Annotated in this window: 16 protein-coding genes and 1 other RNA gene; 14 read left to right on the top strand and 3 right to left on the bottom strand. The window is 66.0% G+C overall.

The genetic code is table 11. The features are described 5' to 3' along the window. The coding region (locus ACSNN9_RS15555) for a hypothetical protein (protein WP_436673874.1) at positions 1 to 232 on the top strand (232 nt) is incomplete at its 5' end. Positions 233 to 273: 41 nt separating this feature from the next. On the opposite strand, the gene ACSNN9_RS15550 is transcribed toward ACSNN9_RS15555, so the two are convergent. Further along, the gene (locus ACSNN9_RS15550) at positions 274 to 1,035 is read right to left on the bottom strand and encodes a sulfite exporter TauE/SafE family protein (protein WP_436673872.1); all 762 of its coding nucleotides are present in this window, start codon (positions 1,033 to 1,035) and stop codon (positions 274 to 276) included. A gap of 101 nt (positions 1,036 to 1,136) precedes the next feature. On the opposite strand from ACSNN9_RS15550, the gene rnpB reads away from it, so the two are divergent. The 4 genes from rnpB (at position 1,137) to ACSNN9_RS15530 (ending at position 5,577) form a co-directional block, all read left to right on the top strand. Beyond that, positions 1,137 to 1,553: RNase P RNA component class A (gene rnpB, locus ACSNN9_RS15545), an RNA gene on the top strand. Positions 1,554 to 2,246: 693 nt separating this feature from the next. Continuing rightward, positions 2,247 to 3,722 carry a P-loop ATPase, Sll1717 family gene (locus ACSNN9_RS15540; RefSeq protein ID WP_436673870.1) on the top strand — a complete coding sequence of 492 codons (1,476 nt, stop codon included), beginning with the start codon at positions 2,247 to 2,249 and terminating at the stop codon, positions 3,720 to 3,722. Between the two features lie 629 nt (positions 3,723 to 4,351). Next, positions 4,352 to 5,107 carry an XRE family transcriptional regulator gene (locus ACSNN9_RS15535; protein ID WP_436673868.1) on the top strand — a complete coding sequence of 252 codons (756 nt, stop codon included), beginning with the start codon at positions 4,352 to 4,354 and terminating at the stop codon, positions 5,105 to 5,107. A 2-nt stretch (positions 5,108 to 5,109) separates the two neighbouring features. Then, positions 5,110 to 5,577 carry an NUDIX domain-containing protein gene (locus ACSNN9_RS15530; protein WP_436673867.1) on the top strand — a complete coding sequence of 156 codons (468 nt, stop codon included), beginning with the start codon at positions 5,110 to 5,112 and terminating at the stop codon, positions 5,575 to 5,577. Between the two features lie 59 nt (positions 5,578 to 5,636). Here ACSNN9_RS15530 and ACSNN9_RS15525 read toward each other — a convergent pair whose 3' ends face one another. Both ACSNN9_RS15525 and ACSNN9_RS15520 read right to left on the bottom strand, forming a co-directional pair. Further along, the gene (locus tag ACSNN9_RS15525; protein ID WP_436673865.1) at positions 5,637 to 6,326 is read right to left on the bottom strand and encodes an HAD family hydrolase; all 690 of its coding nucleotides are present in this window, start codon (positions 6,324 to 6,326) and stop codon (positions 5,637 to 5,639) included. Next, on the bottom strand, positions 6,323 to 7,165 hold the full coding sequence (locus ACSNN9_RS15520) for a GntR family transcriptional regulator (protein WP_436673863.1): 843 nt from the start codon (positions 7,163 to 7,165) through the stop codon (positions 6,323 to 6,325). The genes ACSNN9_RS15525 and ACSNN9_RS15520 overlap by 4 nt, the downstream gene beginning before the upstream one ends. A gap of 136 nt (positions 7,166 to 7,301) precedes the next feature. Here ACSNN9_RS15520 and ACSNN9_RS15515 point away from each other — a divergent pair, with 136 nt between their 5' ends. The 9 genes from ACSNN9_RS15515 (at position 7,302) to ACSNN9_RS15475 (ending at position 15,080) form a co-directional block, all read left to right on the top strand. Continuing rightward, complete coding sequence (locus tag ACSNN9_RS15515) at positions 7,302 to 7,703, top strand: transcriptional regulator (RefSeq protein ID WP_436673861.1); 402 nt, start codon at positions 7,302 to 7,304, stop codon at positions 7,701 to 7,703. 302 nt (positions 7,704 to 8,005) lie between these two features. After that, on the top strand, positions 8,006 to 9,598 hold the full coding sequence (locus ACSNN9_RS15510) for an FtsK/SpoIIIE domain-containing protein (RefSeq protein WP_436673859.1): 1,593 nt from the start codon (positions 8,006 to 8,008) through the stop codon (positions 9,596 to 9,598). After that, complete coding sequence (locus ACSNN9_RS15505) at positions 9,595 to 9,849, top strand: hypothetical protein (RefSeq protein ID WP_396863867.1); 255 nt, start codon at positions 9,595 to 9,597, stop codon at positions 9,847 to 9,849. The genes ACSNN9_RS15510 and ACSNN9_RS15505 overlap by 4 nt, the downstream gene beginning before the upstream one ends. Positions 9,850 to 9,862: 13 nt before the next feature. Then, complete coding sequence (locus ACSNN9_RS15500) at positions 9,863 to 10,042, top strand: hypothetical protein (protein WP_358040704.1); 180 nt, start codon at positions 9,863 to 9,865, stop codon at positions 10,040 to 10,042. A gap of 53 nt (positions 10,043 to 10,095) precedes the next feature. Beyond that, positions 10,096 to 10,626, top strand: coding sequence for a DUF2637 domain-containing protein (locus ACSNN9_RS15495; protein ID WP_436673875.1), 531 nt, complete (start codon positions 10,096 to 10,098; stop codon positions 10,624 to 10,626). Then, positions 10,623 to 12,374 carry a replication initiator gene (locus ACSNN9_RS15490; protein ID WP_436673856.1) on the top strand — a complete coding sequence of 584 codons (1,752 nt, stop codon included), beginning with the start codon at positions 10,623 to 10,625 and terminating at the stop codon, positions 12,372 to 12,374. Before ACSNN9_RS15495 ends, ACSNN9_RS15490 begins: the two co-directional genes overlap by 4 nt. Further along, positions 12,371 to 12,556, top strand: coding sequence for a helix-turn-helix domain-containing protein (locus ACSNN9_RS15485; RefSeq protein WP_436673855.1), 186 nt, complete (start codon positions 12,371 to 12,373; stop codon positions 12,554 to 12,556). Before ACSNN9_RS15490 ends, ACSNN9_RS15485 begins: the two co-directional genes overlap by 4 nt. Beyond that, on the top strand, positions 12,556 to 13,779 hold the full coding sequence (locus ACSNN9_RS15480; RefSeq protein ID WP_436673853.1) for a tyrosine-type recombinase/integrase: 1,224 nt from the start codon (positions 12,556 to 12,558) through the stop codon (positions 13,777 to 13,779). Before ACSNN9_RS15485 ends, ACSNN9_RS15480 begins: the two co-directional genes overlap by 1 nt. A 116-nt stretch (positions 13,780 to 13,895) precedes the next feature. Next, positions 13,896 to 15,080, top strand: coding sequence for a protein kinase family protein (locus ACSNN9_RS15475; protein ID WP_436673851.1), 1,185 nt, complete (start codon positions 13,896 to 13,898; stop codon positions 15,078 to 15,080). Positions 15,081 to 15,148: the final 68 nt, after the last annotated feature.

Below are 15,148 nucleotides of genomic sequence, written 5' to 3'. Positions count from 1 at the left end.
GCCCCCGGCCCCTCCCGGCCGGGGGCGACGCGCCGTCCCGCGCGCCGGGGATGGACGCGCTTCGTACGCTGACGACCTGACGAGACGCGCGGTGCTGGTGGCCGTCCTCGGCGGCCGCGCCCGGTGGCTGCGCAGCCGGTCGTACGACGAGGGCAACCCGTCGACGCGGTGGCGGGCCGCCTTCCTGGACGTCGAGCACCGGACGCTCTTCTGCACGCTGAACGACCACTAGCCGGTCCACCCTGCCGCGTCCCGGCCATCGGGCGGGCCGGGTCAGCGCAGCGCGCGCTGGAGCAGGTAGAGCCCGATCGCCGTGCCGAAGACCACGATCAGCACCTTGAGCACCACCGGCGGCAGCCGGCGGACCAGCCGCGCGCCGGCGTACCCGCCGGCCAGCGTCGCGGGCGCGACCACCGCGACGCCCGCCCAGTTCACCGGCCCGAACAGCGCGAACACCACGAGCGTGGTCAGCCCGACCAGGGCGGAGAGCAGGTTCTTGAGCGCGCTCACCCGGGCCAGCGTCGCGTCCAGCACCAGGGCCAGACCCGCGACCAGCATCACCCCGAGCGCCGCGCCGAAGTAGCCCCCGTACACCGCGCCGACGGCGACCATGACCTGCACGGTGACCGTACGACGGCGCGGCGACAGGTCGCGGGGGTGCCCGACCAGCCGGCGCAGCGGATCCTGGAACGCCAGCACCGCCGTCGCCCCGAGCACCAGGAACGGCACCACCAGCTCGAACGCCCGGGCGGGGGTGGCGAGCAACAGCAGGGCGCCGGCGATCGTGCCGACGATCGTGGTGGGCACCAGCGTGACCAGCGCCCGCCGGGGCGGCAGGTCCTGCCGGCTGCCCGCCACACTCGCCACGTACCCCGGGAAGACCGCGACCGAATTGCTCACGTTGGCCGGCACCGGCGGCAGGCCCACCGCGATCATCGCCGGGAAGGTGATGAGCGAGCCCCCGCCGGCCACCGCGTTCACCGTGCCCGCGGCGAGACCGGCGGCGAGCAGCAGCGCGGCGTCGGAGACGTCCATGGTCACCAGAGGCTAGTACGCGCTCCCGGCGGGACGGGTGCCGGTCGCCCGGGGTGGCAATAGGCGCGGCCGTGGCGTCGTTAGGATGGGTGCGCGACGGACGAGTCGACCGGGCGGTCGCGTCGGCGGGCTCCGGCCCGCCGCCGAGGAACGTCCGGACTCCACAGGGCAGGGTGGTTGCTAACGGCAACCCGGGGCGACCCGCGGGACAGTGCCACAGAAAACAGACCGCCGACCCCATCGGGGACGGTAAGGGTGAAACGGTGGGGTAAGAGCCCACCAGCACCCCGGGTGACCGGGGTGGCTCGGTAAACCCCACCCGGAGCAAGGCCAAGAAAGGGCCGCCGGCCAGCAGGTCGACGACCCGCGCAGACGCTTGAGGGTGGCCCGCCCGATGTCTGCGGGTAGGCCGCTCGAGCCTGCCGGCGACGGCAGGCCTAGATGGATGGCCGCCGCTGGCGCGAGCCCCTCGGGGCGCGCGCCGGTCACAGAATCCGGCGTACAGGTCGACTCGTCCGTCGCCCACCAGCTCGGAGCCTTGATCAAGGCTCTGAGCTGGTCTTTTGCCTGGTACCATTGGTTGACCTTGGTCACCATTGGGCGGCGTCTGACGGCCCGGTGACGGCCCAGACGGCCCAGAGACGGCCCAGGAAACGCTGACTCCCCGATCAGTTGATCTCGTCTGCGGTGGCCTTGGTGGGGCTCTGCGGCGGCCTGGTCCTCATCGACGGCGGGCGACGTTGGGGAGAGGTCGGGTACGTCCTGGCGGTGGAGCTGGTGCCGGAACGGGGTAGCCCGGTGGCAAGCCAGTCCCGGGGTTGGACTGGCGCGGCAGCCGGAAGCCCCGACCACTCGACCAGGCCGACCCGCTGGCTTCCGTCACGGCCTCGCTGGGGCTGGTTTCTGGCTGTGGTGGGGGCGGTGTCCCGGCGGCTGTCGGTGGCTTCCCGCCCCGGCGCCGTAGGCGGCCGGGGCGGCTTGCCGCCGGCCGGGCTTGCCGCCCCGCACCGCGCGGAGCGCGGTGCCTTGATCCAGAAGAGAGGAAATCGGCAGTGCTCACAGCAGGGAACATCACAGCAGGCCAAGCGCTATCTGTAGGTAGCTGATCTTCGACGAACCCGCTGCGGCACCGAGTCGTCAGCTTCACGAACGTGACGGAGCATGATGTACTTTAAGCCTGTCCTCCCTGGCGTCGCGACACTTATTCTGGAGTGGGTGTGCTCGATCTTAAGCTCGTCGACGACTTTGGCGCTATCGACGCTGATGCTGATGAGCTTCTCAGAGATTGTTTCCAAGACCATGAAGCGTATTCGCGGGCGCGTGAGAATAAATCGTTCCTGGTTCTTGGCCGAAAGGGCTCCGGCAAGACTGCAATTTATAAGCGGTTCTTGACCGAGAAGGCTTACGATCGGTTCGCTTACGGGCATTCATTTGATGACTACCCCTGGCATCACCATGATCTTCAGGCGCAGACCGGGGTTCCTGAAGAGCGCAGGTACATCCATAGCTGGAAGTATCTGATACTCATGAGCTTGAGTAAAATTGTGCTCAATCAAGACCAGAGTCAGCCGTGGAGTGAAGAGGCTTTCGAAGCTCTAGTTCCATTGGAGGATTTTGTTGTCGATTCCTATGGGAGCCGTGACCCTGACGTTAGGCAGCTCTTTAGCCCTGACAAGGAGCTGAAATTTAAGTCGACCCTGAGGCTACCTGTCCTGCATGTTACGGGAGAGCGGATTCGTGTCAGGGAGCTTCCTCAGCATGTTCAGGAAGTCAACCGTGTTATCCAAGATCACATCCTGAGGGCACTCAATCCAAATCACTATTACTACGTTTGCTTCGATCAGCTTGACCTTGGGTTTACAACTACTCAGCCCGAGTATGCGCAGCGCCTTGTCGGGCTAATTCTCGCCGCGAGAGATCTATTTGTGGCGGCGAAAAGCCAAGGCAAGAAGCTTAATGTGGTGGTCTTTCTCCGGGATGACATTTACCAGGATTTGCAGTTCGAGGATAAGAACAAAGTCACCGAGAATTACACCTCGCGTGTGCAATGGCGTGACTATGGCGAGGGCCTGACGCTGCGGCAGCTTATGGAGAGCCGCTTTGCCGCAGTTCTTGGGGCTGGGGGACGTGGCGTTCCATGGGCTGATGTTTTTGATGAAGAGCGCGAGATGCCCAGCAGGCAGTCAAAGTATAAGCACATCTGTGACCGCACCTTCCTGCGGCCGCGCGATGTGATCAAATTTTGTAACGAGATTCTGAAGGTCTACCGTCAGCAGGGTAGCTCTAGCGGTGGGCGCTTTGATAACTCCTGCGTTCACCTCGCCAGAGACGCATACTCTGACTATCTTTTGAGCGAGCTGGATGACGAAATCGCTAAGCATGTTCCGGGGTACAAGGACTACCTGGAAGTGTTGAAGTCCGTTGGTACGGAGCGCTTCTCGATGAACGATTTTGTGGTCAAGTGGAGAGCGCGCTACTCGGACGACGTCCGTGATCCGATGAACGCACTTGAGCGGCTTTTTGAGTTCTCTGTGGTGGGGTACTTGAAGCCGGGCGGCCGGGGTGGAGGGTCGGAGTACGTGTGGCGTTACCAAGATCCGCGCGCGCGCTTTGACTCAACGGCTGAGACTTTCAGGGTCCATCCGGGATTCAAAGAGGCCCTTGACTTGAGCCGCGCATCATCGTGATCAGACCGGGTTCGCTTTGACATGCGAAACACTAGTGCTTCGTAGGCTTGACCTTAGCGTCGTGTCAATGTTAAGCCTGACAGTGGCCGCTGTGATGATGCTTTAGGGTGCAGCGATTCCGATTCGGCATTAGCTGGTCACAGAGAACTCGGATGCGTTCCGTTTGCTTGTCCTCATAACTCAGAGTCGTTTCGCCCTGGTCGAAGCCTTGAATGAAGCGCAGTACTTCAGTTAGTTTGAACGCTCGTTCGAGTGCGGTTGCGACATCGAGTGCTTCGATTGGTATGTGGATCACGAAGCGCTGACTTGGCTCTGTGTCGGGCATGAGTTGGTCTGGTTGAGGTGTTGTGAACGACATCTTGATTCTCTCGTTGAGGTCGGTTGTAACGTAAATGCTCGTCAGGGCGCGGGAGTTCTCCACGCCCTGACGAGTACCGCTTCTCTCCTGATGTCGCGGCCATTGCGGCGAGCACGAAACCAGGGAGTTCGGGTTGCGGCGATAGTAAGTTAAGCGATTTCGTCCGCACGGTTCATCCGCCTGGTTGGACTGTCGCCAGACGTCTTTGCCTCTTGCAAAACGTCCCGGGACGGGGTTGAAACGTCCGGCCCCGAAAAGGTCCAATAGAAGAATGAACGAACGTCTTCGGACTGTCATGGTGCGTCGGGGTATTCGGGTTGAGGACCTAGCCGATGAATGCGGCGTCGACCCGAAAACCGTGGAACGCTGGATTAGCCTTGGACGTGTTCCGCATCGGCGGCACCGGTGGTCGGCGGCACGTCGGTTGGGCGCGGAAGAGGCGTACCTGTGGCCGGAGGTGGTCGCATCTGCCAACGGCCGGCGTGGTGAGGCGAGTCGGGCTGAGCTGATCGAGGTCTACCCGGATCGGGCGTCGGTACCGCGTGAGTTGTGGTTGCGGCTGCTGTCTGAGGCGCAGGAACGGATCGACGTGCTCGTGTTCTCGGGAACCTTCTTTGCGCAAACGCAACCTCGGGTGGCGCGGATGCTGGCCGACCGGCTGTCGGTGGGCGTTCAGGTCCGGCTCTGCTTCGGTGACCCGTCAAGTGATGCCGTGGCGGTCCGCGACCGAGAGGAACAGCTCGGCGGGACGCTGGGCGCGAAGATCCGGGCGGCGTTGACGTACTACCGGGAGTTGGCCGGGGTCGACGGATGCGAGATCCGGCTACACCCGACCACGCTGTACAACAGCCTCTTCCGGTACGACGACGAGGTGTTGGTGAACCCGCACGCCTATGGCGAGGCTGCCAGCGCCAACCCCACGTTCCATTTCCGTAGGCTCGACGGCGGCGGTCTCTTCGAGCACTACGTGAACAGCTTCGACCGGGTGTGGGCTACGGCGGTGCCGTGGCAGGGAGCGGAGGTCTGACGGTGGGACGTGTCGAGTACTGGAACGTCCCGGACGCGCCCAAGGCGAACACCCTGATTCCGGCCTGCGGTGTGCTGGCCGTCGACGACCAGGGCGCGATCCTGCTCCAGCGTCGACGGGATACCGGCCAGTGGGCGTTGCCGATGGGCAAGATGGAGATCGGGGAGACTCCGACCGAGTGCGCGATCCGGGAAACGCTGGAAGAGACCGGGGTCGAGGTCGAGGTGACCGGCCTCCTCGGCGTCTACTCCGACCCGGGCCACATCATCGCGTACTCGGACGGTGAGGTTCGTCAGGAGTACGAGGTCACGTTGCTGGCGCGACCGGTGGGCGGGGCATGTGCACCCAATGACGAGGCGAGCCACGTCGGCTGGTTCCACCCTGACGAACTGGCGGGGCTCGACATCCATCCGACAATGCGGCGCCAGATCGCGGACTACCTTACGGGCCGTATGCCGCACGTCGACTGAGCACACGAGAAACGCCCCGGTGACGAACCCCCGGGGCGCTCGTATGCGGTACGGCGGTGCTACAGCTCCTTGACGGAGAAGGCGGTCACCAGGTCGGCCATGCTGTCGATGACGGCGTCTGCTGCGCCGAATCGTTCGCGCTTGCCGGGCTTGTTGGCGTACCCGATGGCGGCGACTCCGGCGGCGTGGGCGGCCTCGATGTCGCTGACCGAGTCTCCGACCAGGACGCAATCCTGCGGCTCGGCACCCAGCTCCCGCACAGCGGCCAGCACTGGGAACGGGTCCGGCTTCATCCGCTCGGGTGCGGCCTCCGGGCGGCCGATGACCGGGTGCACGTACGCGGTGAGCCGGCGAGCGTTCAGGTAGGCGTGGACGGAGTTGGCTGAGTTGTTCGAAACGACGGCGACCTGGCGGCCGGTCTGCTGGGCGGCGACGATGACTTCCCGGCCGTACGGGGTCGGCTCGGCGGTGCGGGCCGCGGTGACCTCTTCGCGGGTCATCGCCTCGTCGACCAGGCGGACGACGGCCGGGCGGCCAAGCGTGGCGGTGAAGCGCAGCACGGCGAGCGGGTCGGGCTCGTTCAGGATCTCGGTCGGCAGGGTCACGGCCTGGTCGACGAGCAGCTTGCGCAACTGGTGGGCGACGGCCGACGCGGGGTGCTGGGCAAAGATGCTGCACACAGGGCCGTCGAAGTCGAGCAGAATCACGCGGGCGCGCTCCACGAGGGCGGCCAGATCGGCGGCGGTCACGAGGCGTACTCCCGTGCGATGGTGCCCCACATGCTGTCGAACCAGGCTCGGGCCTGCTCGACGTAGAGGGCGTCATTGCTGGTGTCCTCGTCGCTGGGCGTGAAGGGGAACAGGATCGCGTCCTTGCCCATCGCGTCGTAGATCGCCACCGGCTTGCCGTCGACGTTCACCGTGTGCTCGACGACCGGGTAGAAGCCGAAGAAGGCTTCCTGCTCGTTGATGATGAACAGCTTGAACAGCGGCGCGGCCTTGTGAACCCGTACCTCGGTGGTCGCGGTCTTGACCAACCCCAGGTCGGCAAGCTCCTGTACGGCATCGGTGACGGCGTGGATCGACCGGTCAGTGATGCGGCGGGCTCGGGCACGGATGCCGGGGTCGTCGGCCTGGTCCTCGGCACGGCAGGGGATCGCCATCGGGGCGGTCATGTCGGAGATGAGTACCCGTACCCGGATCGACTCCGGGGTGAGTCGGCCGATGCGGACCTTGTCCAACGTCTCCTGGATCGCGTTGTACAGCGTCTCTCCGGAGAAGCCGGCGAAGTCGATCGTGACGTTCGTGGCCTCGAAAGCGCGCTCGATGTGCGGCCGTAGCCCGACCGGGCGCTCCGTGTTGGCGCGGACGAACGTGCCGCTGCCCTGCCGGGTGACGATCAGCCGTTCCTCTTGCAGCTTCCGCAGTGCTGCCTTGATCGTCTCCCGCGCGACGCTGAACCGCTCGACGAGGTCGTGTTGCGACGGCAGCTTCTCGCCGGGGGCGAACTTCCCTGTCTTGATCTCCGCCCGCAGCGTGGCCGCGATCTGTTGCGACGGCGTGCGGGGGTCATCTGGGTCAAGAGCCATGCGCGGAGGGTACCGCTGACTAGCCAGGCTAGGAAAGTTCCGCCACTGTCATTGACATGACTAGCCAAGCCGGCCTACCTTTGATCCACACCACCTGGCTAGTCAGGTTAGTCAGGTGAAGTCAGGAGGTTGAGCAATGGCTCTGCGTGGCGGTACGAGGTTCGCCGTGCGATTCGAGGACGTGTTCCCGGCGGGGTGCGCGTTGGTGCCCGAGTCGCTGGGTGAGGTCGAGGACTACGACGAGAAGACCGGTCGGCGTTCGCCGGCCAAGGACAAGGTGACGGGCCAGCGCGTGTGGCAGGTCCGGGTGATGGATCTCGACCCTGAGTTGGGCAAGCGCTCACGTGAGACGACGGTGAAGATCTCGGCGGACTACCAGCCGGTTCCGCCGACGGGCACGCCGTTCGAGGCGGTGGAGTTCGACGGCATGACCGTCACGCCGTACGTGGCGAACAACGGCCGGATGGCGTACTCGCTGCGGGCGACCGGGCTGCGGACCCCGGCGGGAGTGGCCGGCAAGCAGAAGGCAGCGGCGTAGCCGCATCAGGTGAGGGCGGGGCTGTCTGGTCTTGGCGGACGGCAGCCCCGCCCCTCTCTGTCTTCCCCCTGCTCTGACGAGAGAGGTAGTGACGTGTCCAAGCGTAGGCGTCCGGCTGGCCGTGGCTGGCCTCGGTGCTCGGTGTGCCGGAACCCGTTCGACCCCACGACCGGTGAGGACGACCGGTGTCCCGGCTGTGTCGGTCAGATTGTCCTTCCGTTCCCTCCGGTGCGGGACGCATCGGGGCGGTTCGTGTCGCTGCGAGGTGCCAAGTGATCCGGCGGCCTCGCGGTGAAGTGGTGATGACCTCGGCCGGTGACCTCCTGGTGATCCGGCCCAAGCGGTTCGAGCTGCCGGCCTGGCTGGTCGTGCTCGGGCTGCTGCTCCGCTGGTTCTGGCGGGCGGTGTGGTGGTGCCTGCGTCACCCGGTTGCCACCGCCTCGGCGGCGTCGGCGGTGACCCTGTACGTCGAGTTCGACTGGCCCGGCCTGGTGGTGCCGCTGGCGCTGATGGCGGCGGTGTCACTGGTCTGGTGGTGGCGGCACGAGTCGTCCTGGTGGGCCTGGTTGGCGGGTCCACTGCTCGGCTTCGTCCGGCGCGTGTTCGTGTACCGGCGGGTCTGGCGGGAGGCTATGACGCTCTGTGGGCTCGCCGAGACGTACGACCATCGGCGGGTCCTGCCGGAACTCCTCCGGGTCCGCTCGGATCAGGCGCTCGACGTGCTGACGATCCGGATGGTCCGGGGCCAGACCCCGGAACAGTTCCAGAAGGTGAGCGCGAACCTGGCGTACGCCTTCGGCCGGCGGCATGCCCGGGTCTACTCCGAGCGTCCCGACGATCCGCCGATCCGTACGGGCTGGGCTGCCTGGCTGCTCCGAGCGGTCGACCGGGTGCGTTTCCGGGACCGGCCTACCGTCGTCTACCTGGCGCTGGTGCGTACCGACGCGCTGCGGACGGTCGTGCCACCGTTCCCGGTGCCGGCGGTACCGGACTTCACCGCGCTGCCGTTGGCTCGGCGGGAAGACCTGCGTACCTGGTCGCTGCACCTGCTGGCTACTCACGTCCTGGTGGGCGGGGCCACCCGGCGCGGCAAGGGTTCCGTCCTCTGGTCGCTGGTCCGGGCGCTCAGTGGCGGCGTCGCCTCTGGGCTGGTCCGGCTCTGGGTGATCGACCCCAAGGGCGGGATGGAGTTTGCGCTCGGTCGGCCGATGTTCGCCCGGTTCGCCTGCAAGTCCTTCGAGGCTATGGCTGATCTGCTCGACGAGGCCGTGGGAGTTCTGCGCGAGCGTCAGGCCCGGCTCGCTGGCACGGTTCGCGTCCACACTCCGACCGAGGATGACCCACTGGTCGTGGTCGTCGTCGACGAGATGGCGGCGCTGACCGCGTACCTGCAAGACGGTGACCTGCGGAAGCGGATCGCCTCGTCGCTGGGCGTGCTGCTGTCGCAGGGTGCCGGCGTCGGCGTCCTGGTGGTGGCGGCGTTGCAGGATCCGCGCAAGGAAGTCCTACCGTTCCGGGACCTGTTCCCGACCCGGATCGCGCTCGGCCTGACCGAAGCGGCCCAGGTGGACATGGTCCTTGGCGACGGTGCCCGCAACCGGGGCGCGCTGGCCGACCAGATGCCCCGATGGGCCAAGGGCGTCGGGTACGTGATCCTCGACGGCACCCCCGACCCGGTACGGGTTCGGTTCTCCTTCATCAGCGACAGCGACATCCGGGACATGGCCGCGCAGTACCCGGCGCCGGTCGACGCTGCCGACATCCTCGCCCAGGTCGGCCGGGAAACCGCCGCCGAACCGGTCCGGCCTCCGCTGCCACGCAAGCCGCTCGGGCCGCTGCTGCCCGACTCGTTGCGCAACCTGCTCGACGGGGACGGCGGGGGTGCGGCCCGATGACCAACGCCCCGAACGGTCGCCGGTTCTACCGGCTCCGTACCCCTGAGCCTGCTACCGCCGTCTCGGTCCGCGTCGACCCCGAACGGCCCGACCCGTACCCGGTGTATCTCGCGGTCGGGAGCGGTCGACGGCGGATGTCCCTGACCCCCGACGAGGCGTGGGCGCTGTGGCGCTGCCTCTCCGAAGCGGTGGCCTCCCTCGGCGCTCCGCCAGACCACATCCGCATCGACATCCGACCGGTCCGGAGGTGACCGCGTGAACCCCATGACGTACCTGATTAACCGGCTCCGGTTCCCGCTGCGCGTTCAGCTCGTCGGCCCGGCCGACCAGACCGCCGCCGCGCTGCACGGGCTCGCTGAGCTGATCCGCCGTCGCCGGGACATGCACGGCCGGCGCATCCGTATCGACCTGACCATTCGGGAGAAGCGGGAGGGTGACCAGTGAACCACCGGACCGAATCGGCGGTACGGGTCGTGATCCTGCTCGTCATCGGCGGGATGGCCGGGGCTGCTGCGTTCACCCATGTCCATGACCTGAGCGTCGCCCACGGTCAGCCGCATTGGATCGGCTGGGCCAACGCGGTGGCGGTCGAGCTGATGGCTATCTACCTCGGCCTGGAACTGCGTGCCCGGCGTCGGGCGGATGGTCCCGTGGGCCTGGTCGCCTCGCTCCTGGTGGCGTTCGCGCTCCTGTCGCTGGCTGCCCAGGTCGCTGAGGCTGAGCCGTCCGTCTGGGGCTGGATCGTGGCGGCGGTGCCGTCGCTGGCCTTCCTCGCCCTGGTCAAGGTCGTCCTCTCCAGTGCTCCCGCTCCTCGGGCGGCCGTCAAGCGTCCCTTGACCGACCCTGCGCCTGAACCGGTCGACCTCGACCAGGCCACCCCGGAGCCCGTCGTGACCCCGGCTGAGCCGTTGCCCGTGCCGGCTCCGGTACCCGCTCCGGTTCCGGTGCCTGAACCGGTGGCTCCGGTGGTGTTGCCGCCGCGTGTGGTGCACCCGTCCCGTCCGGCCGTCGTGGGGATCGTCCGATGACGGCTCCGACCCTGCCCGGCCTCGAACCCGTCCCGACCCCGGCTGCTGCTCCTCGGCCGGGGTCGCGGGCGGCCCGCATGGCGCTTCCCCGCTCGGTCGATGTGCTCAAGGAGATCGCCGCCGAGTACGGCGTCTGCGTGCGTCCCCTCGCCATGCGGCGGACCGACCTGGAAACCGGGCTGACGGAGGTGATCGACCTTCCGTGTGGGGCGACCCGGGAGGACAAGTGCGCGCCGTGCGCGAAGAAGAACCGGCGGCTGCGGCAGGCGCAAATCCGGGAGGGCTGGCACCGCGACGACGAACCCCTACCCCCACCCCAACCGGCGACCGAGGAACAGAAGGCGCTGATCCTGCTGCGCGGGCATCTGGAGTTCGCCCGCGACGAAGCATCCCGCGCCTGCCAGTACGACCAGGTCGAAGACATCGACGAGGCGATCCGGGAAGTGGAAGACGCCATCACGGCGGAAGGGCTCCGTGGTCGGGTCGCTCCTCCGCATGGCGGCGTCGATGACGACCAGGGCGACGAGGACACCGGGCGGCGGCGCAAGCGGTCGACGAAGCGGCGTCAGGACGCCCCGGATCTGCCTCGGCGCAAGGTCGAGCGGCGCACGGTCGGCAAGACGTACACCGGGCCGGACGGGTCGACCTACCGGCCGTCGATGTGGCTGACGCTCACGCTCGACTCGTACGGGCCGGTCCGCCCGGACGGCACCCCGGTCAACCCTGACCGGTACGACTACCGGCGAGCAGCCTGGGACGCCGTGCACTTCCCCCGGCTGCTCGATCGGTTCTGGCAGAACCTGCGGCGGTGTGAGGGCTGGAACGTCCAGTACGCCGGCTGCGTCGAGCCGCAACGACGACTCGCCCCACACGCCCACTTCGCCATCCGGGGCACCATCCCCCGCGACGTGCTGCGCACCGTGGCAGCGGCTACCTACCACCAGGTGTGGTGGCCCTCGGTTGACGTCCAGCGGTACACCCTCGACCGGCTACCCGTCTGGGACGAGCAGGCGTCGACGTGGGTCGACCCGGACACCGGCCTGCCCTTGACGACGTGGAACGAAGCGCTCGACGCGATCGACGAAGACCCGGATGCGGAACCGGTGCATGTGGTCCGCTTCGGCGTCCAGGTCGACGCGCGCGGCGTCATGCCCGGCACCGCCGACGCTGAGCGCACGATCCGGTACGTCACGAAGTACATCACCAAGCAGACCGGCGACTGCCACAAGATCACGAGCAGCCGGCAGCGAGCACACCTCGACCGCCTCTGGCAGGAACTCCAGATCACCCCCTGCACCGAGCGCTGTGCGAACTGGCTGCTCTACGGCGTCCAGCCCAAGAAGGCGCACGCGAAGCTCAAGCCGGGACGGTGCAAGGGCAAGGTCCACCAGCGCGACACTCTCGGCATCGGCGGGCGCCGCATCCTCATCTCCCGCGACTGGTCCGGCAAGACCCTCTCCGACCACAAGCACGACGTACGGGCCTGGGTGCGTGCACTGCTCGGGACCACGGTCAGCCTCGACGGCGTCGACGACCAGGGCGCCACGGTCGAACCGGTCCGCCATGCCTGGGAACTGGCGCGGCCTGATGACGCCGACGTGCCGTCCCTGGCACACCGGCTCCTGCGCTCGATCAGCGAGCGTGCCCGGTGGCGCTCCGAACTCCTTGCCGCTAAGGACCGGGCGGCACAACCACACGCGGACGAGACGACGAACGGGCCGGCAAGGACGACGGGGGAGGGGCAATGATGGCGAACGAAGGGCTCTGGACGGTTCGGGACGTGTCGGCGTACCTGCGGGTGCCACAGGAGACGCTGTACCGCTGGCGCAAGGTCAAGTACGGTCCGCCGGCGGCTCGGGTCGGTCGGCATCTGCGGTACGAGCCGGAAGCGGTCCGGGAGTGGTTCCGCGAGCAGGCGGCGGCAGCCTGATGGGACACGTCGAAGATCGTTGGTACAACGTCGTTCGGCACCCTGGCGGCCGTTCCGAGCGGGTGAAGTCTGAGCGGTTCGGCAAGGGACTGCGGTACCGGGTCCGCTACATCGGGCCGGACGGACGGGAGCGCAGCCAGTCGTTCCCCGACCGGGCCAAGCGGGACGCTGAGGCGTTCCTTGTCTCGACCGAGACGGACAAGCTCCGGGGCTCCTACGTCGATCCGCTCGCGGGGCGGATGACCTTCATGGAGTACGCCGAAACCTGGCTCCGGACGCGCTCGTTCGACGAGTCGACTCGGGAGAGCACGGAGTTCCGGGTACGGAAACACCTGCTGCCGTTCTTCGGCTCTCGGCAACTGGCGGCGATCAAGCCGGGCCACATCCGGGAGTGGGACGCCGCGATGGTCGGCAAGCTGGCTCCCGCGACACGGGCCGTCGTCTTCGCGCACCTGCGGACCATCCTCGGCGCGGCGGTCGACGACGAACGGATAGCGAAGAATCCGTGTTCGGCAAAGTCGGTCAAGCCGCCGCGACCGGTTCAGCGTCGGGTAGTGCCGTGGCGGTACGACCAGGTTTCGGCAATCCGCGGTGGCCTCGCCTTGCGGTACCGGCCGATGGTCGACCTCGGCGCGGGGTGCGGGCTGCGACAGGGGGAGATCCTGGGGCTCGGCGTCGACGATATCGACTTCGACGCCGGCTGGGTACACGTCTCGCGTCAGGTCAAGCTCGTCCGATCCCGGCTGGTGTTCGGGCTGACCAAGAACGACCGTGACCGCCGGGTGCCATTACCTGACTCCGTCGCCCTGGTGCTGCGGCAGCACGTCGACGACTTCGCCCCGGTGCCGCTCACCCTGCCGTGGGAGGACCCGGCCAGCGACGAACGGGTCACGGTGCCGCTGCTGTTCACCACCACCCGTGGCGGCGCGATCAACCGGCGCACCTTCGACAACAAGAGCTGGCGACCGGCTGTGGTAGCGGCCGGCATCACGCCGACCCGGGCCACCGGGATGCACGCACTCCGTCACTTCTACGCCTCGTCTCTGCTCGACGCAGGAGAGAGCATCAAGGCCCTCGCCTCGTACCTCGGCCACGCTGACCCCGGCTTCACGCTTCGGGTCTATACGCACCTGATGCCGGCCAGCGAGGAGCGAACCCGGAGCGCCATCGACACGATCCTTGGCAAGGCGAGCGAGTTGGATCAAGCCCGTAGGCTCTCGTGACTCCTACTTGGACTGCCTGGCACCTCGTCGTCCTGTAGTTGAGATAGTGTTCGCGCGATGAACGTCCAGCCGGAGGAGCGGAGGCTCGCTTTGGTGTGGGTTCTGGAGGCGGAACGGTGGCAACCCCCGAAGAATTGATGCTGCGCGACCTGCTCGACAAGTATGCAAGCGTTGAAGTCGATCGGGCCTACTCGCGGTTGTATCCCGAGCAGGGTTTAGCTAGTCGCATGTTTGCCTACTTTCATGGGGCGCTGAACGATCTCTTCGCCTTCATGAACTCGAAGGCTAGAACCAATCGCCATTTTAATGCTGATGAAAGCCGGCGATTGATCGCTCTTATGGAAGAGATCCAGGATGCTCGGACGATCCTTCGGCGCGTCGGCATGGGTTTCGAGGTGACTGCTGTCTACACTGCCGTGCTCGACTACTGCAAGACCTTCCTCTCTGAATCTTACGGAAGCGGAATTCCGGATGATTTTAAGAGGATTGAGCTGGTGAAGTATGAACCCGTGTTCATTTCCTCTGAGACGGAGATTCGACTCCCGGACCGCTGGAAGAGCGTGAAGCTTAAGATGGTGGGAGAGGGGGCGTATGCTCGTGTCTACGAGTTCACGGATCCGGAATATGGGTCGAAGTTTGCGTTGAAGCGCGCTAAGCGTGATCTTAGTGAGGCTGATCTGATCCGCTTCCGCAAAGAGTTCGAGCTGCTGAAGAAGCTTCGATTTCCCTACGTGCTTGAGGTGCATCGATACAGCTCAGACCGTCATGAATATACGATGGAGCACTGCGACGAAACTCTTGCTCAGTACATTGAGCGAAACAACGCCAGGCTCTCGTTCGAGACCAGAAGGCGTGTCGCTCTCCAGTTCCTATACGGCTTGTACTATCTGCACTCCAAGGGCTATCTGCATCGCGATGTGAGCTATAGGAACGTTCTCGTGAAGCGGTATGACGGCGTGGCTGCTGTTGTTAAGCTTTCCGACTTCGGCCTCATCAAAGAGCTTGACTCTGAGTTCACGAGAACCAACTCAGAGCTGCGCGGGACGATTCTAGATCCAACGATTCAGAGCTTCAAAGAGTATGATGTCGTGAACGAGATCTATTCCATTGGTTTCGTTCTTTCTTTCATCTTCTCTGGACGTAGGGACATTGCGGCGTGCCGTGGTGCCGTTAGGGCGATAATCGATAAGTGTGTTGCGCATGATCGCGCGTCTCGTTATCAAAGTGTTCGACCCATAATCTTCGAGATCGAGGGGCTTTCTTCGTCTGCGCTGGGGTCGAGGTCCGAAGCGCCTGCATAGAGCAATGGAGATTGCCGGCGGGCGGGTCTGTTGGGGCTCGGTCAGACCAAAGATCTGGGAAGATCTGC

The sequence above is a fragment of the Micromonospora sp. URMC 107 genome (assembly GCF_051386315.1).
Taxonomy (GTDB): domain Bacteria; phylum Actinomycetota; class Actinomycetes; order Mycobacteriales; family Micromonosporaceae; genus Micromonospora.
The sequence above is the reverse complement of the archived record's forward strand: the minus strand, read 5'-3'. Positions and strand labels throughout refer to the sequence as shown.

Excerpts from the sequence above, each read along its gene's own strand:
- ACSNN9_RS15550 (WP_436673872.1), bottom strand. The coding sequence starts at position 1,035 with ATGGACGTCTCCGACGCCGCGCTGCTGCTCGCCGCCGGTCTCGCCGCG.
- ACSNN9_RS15535 (WP_436673868.1), top strand. The coding sequence starts at position 4,352 with ATGAACGAACGTCTTCGGACTGTCATGGTGCGTCGGGGTATTCGGGTT.
- ACSNN9_RS15520 (WP_436673863.1), bottom strand. The coding sequence starts at position 7,165 with ATGGCTCTTGACCCAGATGACCCCCGCACGCCGTCGCAACAGATCGCG.
- ACSNN9_RS15515 (WP_436673861.1), top strand. The coding sequence starts at position 7,302 with ATGGCTCTGCGTGGCGGTACGAGGTTCGCCGTGCGATTCGAGGACGTG.
- ACSNN9_RS15510 (WP_436673859.1), top strand. The coding sequence starts at position 8,006 with ATGACCTCGGCCGGTGACCTCCTGGTGATCCGGCCCAAGCGGTTCGAG.
- ACSNN9_RS15505 (WP_396863867.1), top strand. The coding sequence starts at position 9,595 with ATGACCAACGCCCCGAACGGTCGCCGGTTCTACCGGCTCCGTACCCCT.
- ACSNN9_RS15500 (WP_358040704.1), top strand. The coding sequence starts at position 9,863 with ATGACGTACCTGATTAACCGGCTCCGGTTCCCGCTGCGCGTTCAGCTC.
- ACSNN9_RS15495 (WP_436673875.1), top strand. The coding sequence starts at position 10,096 with ATGGCCGGGGCTGCTGCGTTCACCCATGTCCATGACCTGAGCGTCGCC.
- ACSNN9_RS15490 (WP_436673856.1), top strand. The coding sequence starts at position 10,623 with ATGACGGCTCCGACCCTGCCCGGCCTCGAACCCGTCCCGACCCCGGCT.
- ACSNN9_RS15485 (WP_436673855.1), top strand. The coding sequence starts at position 12,371 with ATGATGGCGAACGAAGGGCTCTGGACGGTTCGGGACGTGTCGGCGTAC.
- ACSNN9_RS15480 (WP_436673853.1), top strand. The coding sequence starts at position 12,556 with ATGGGACACGTCGAAGATCGTTGGTACAACGTCGTTCGGCACCCTGGC.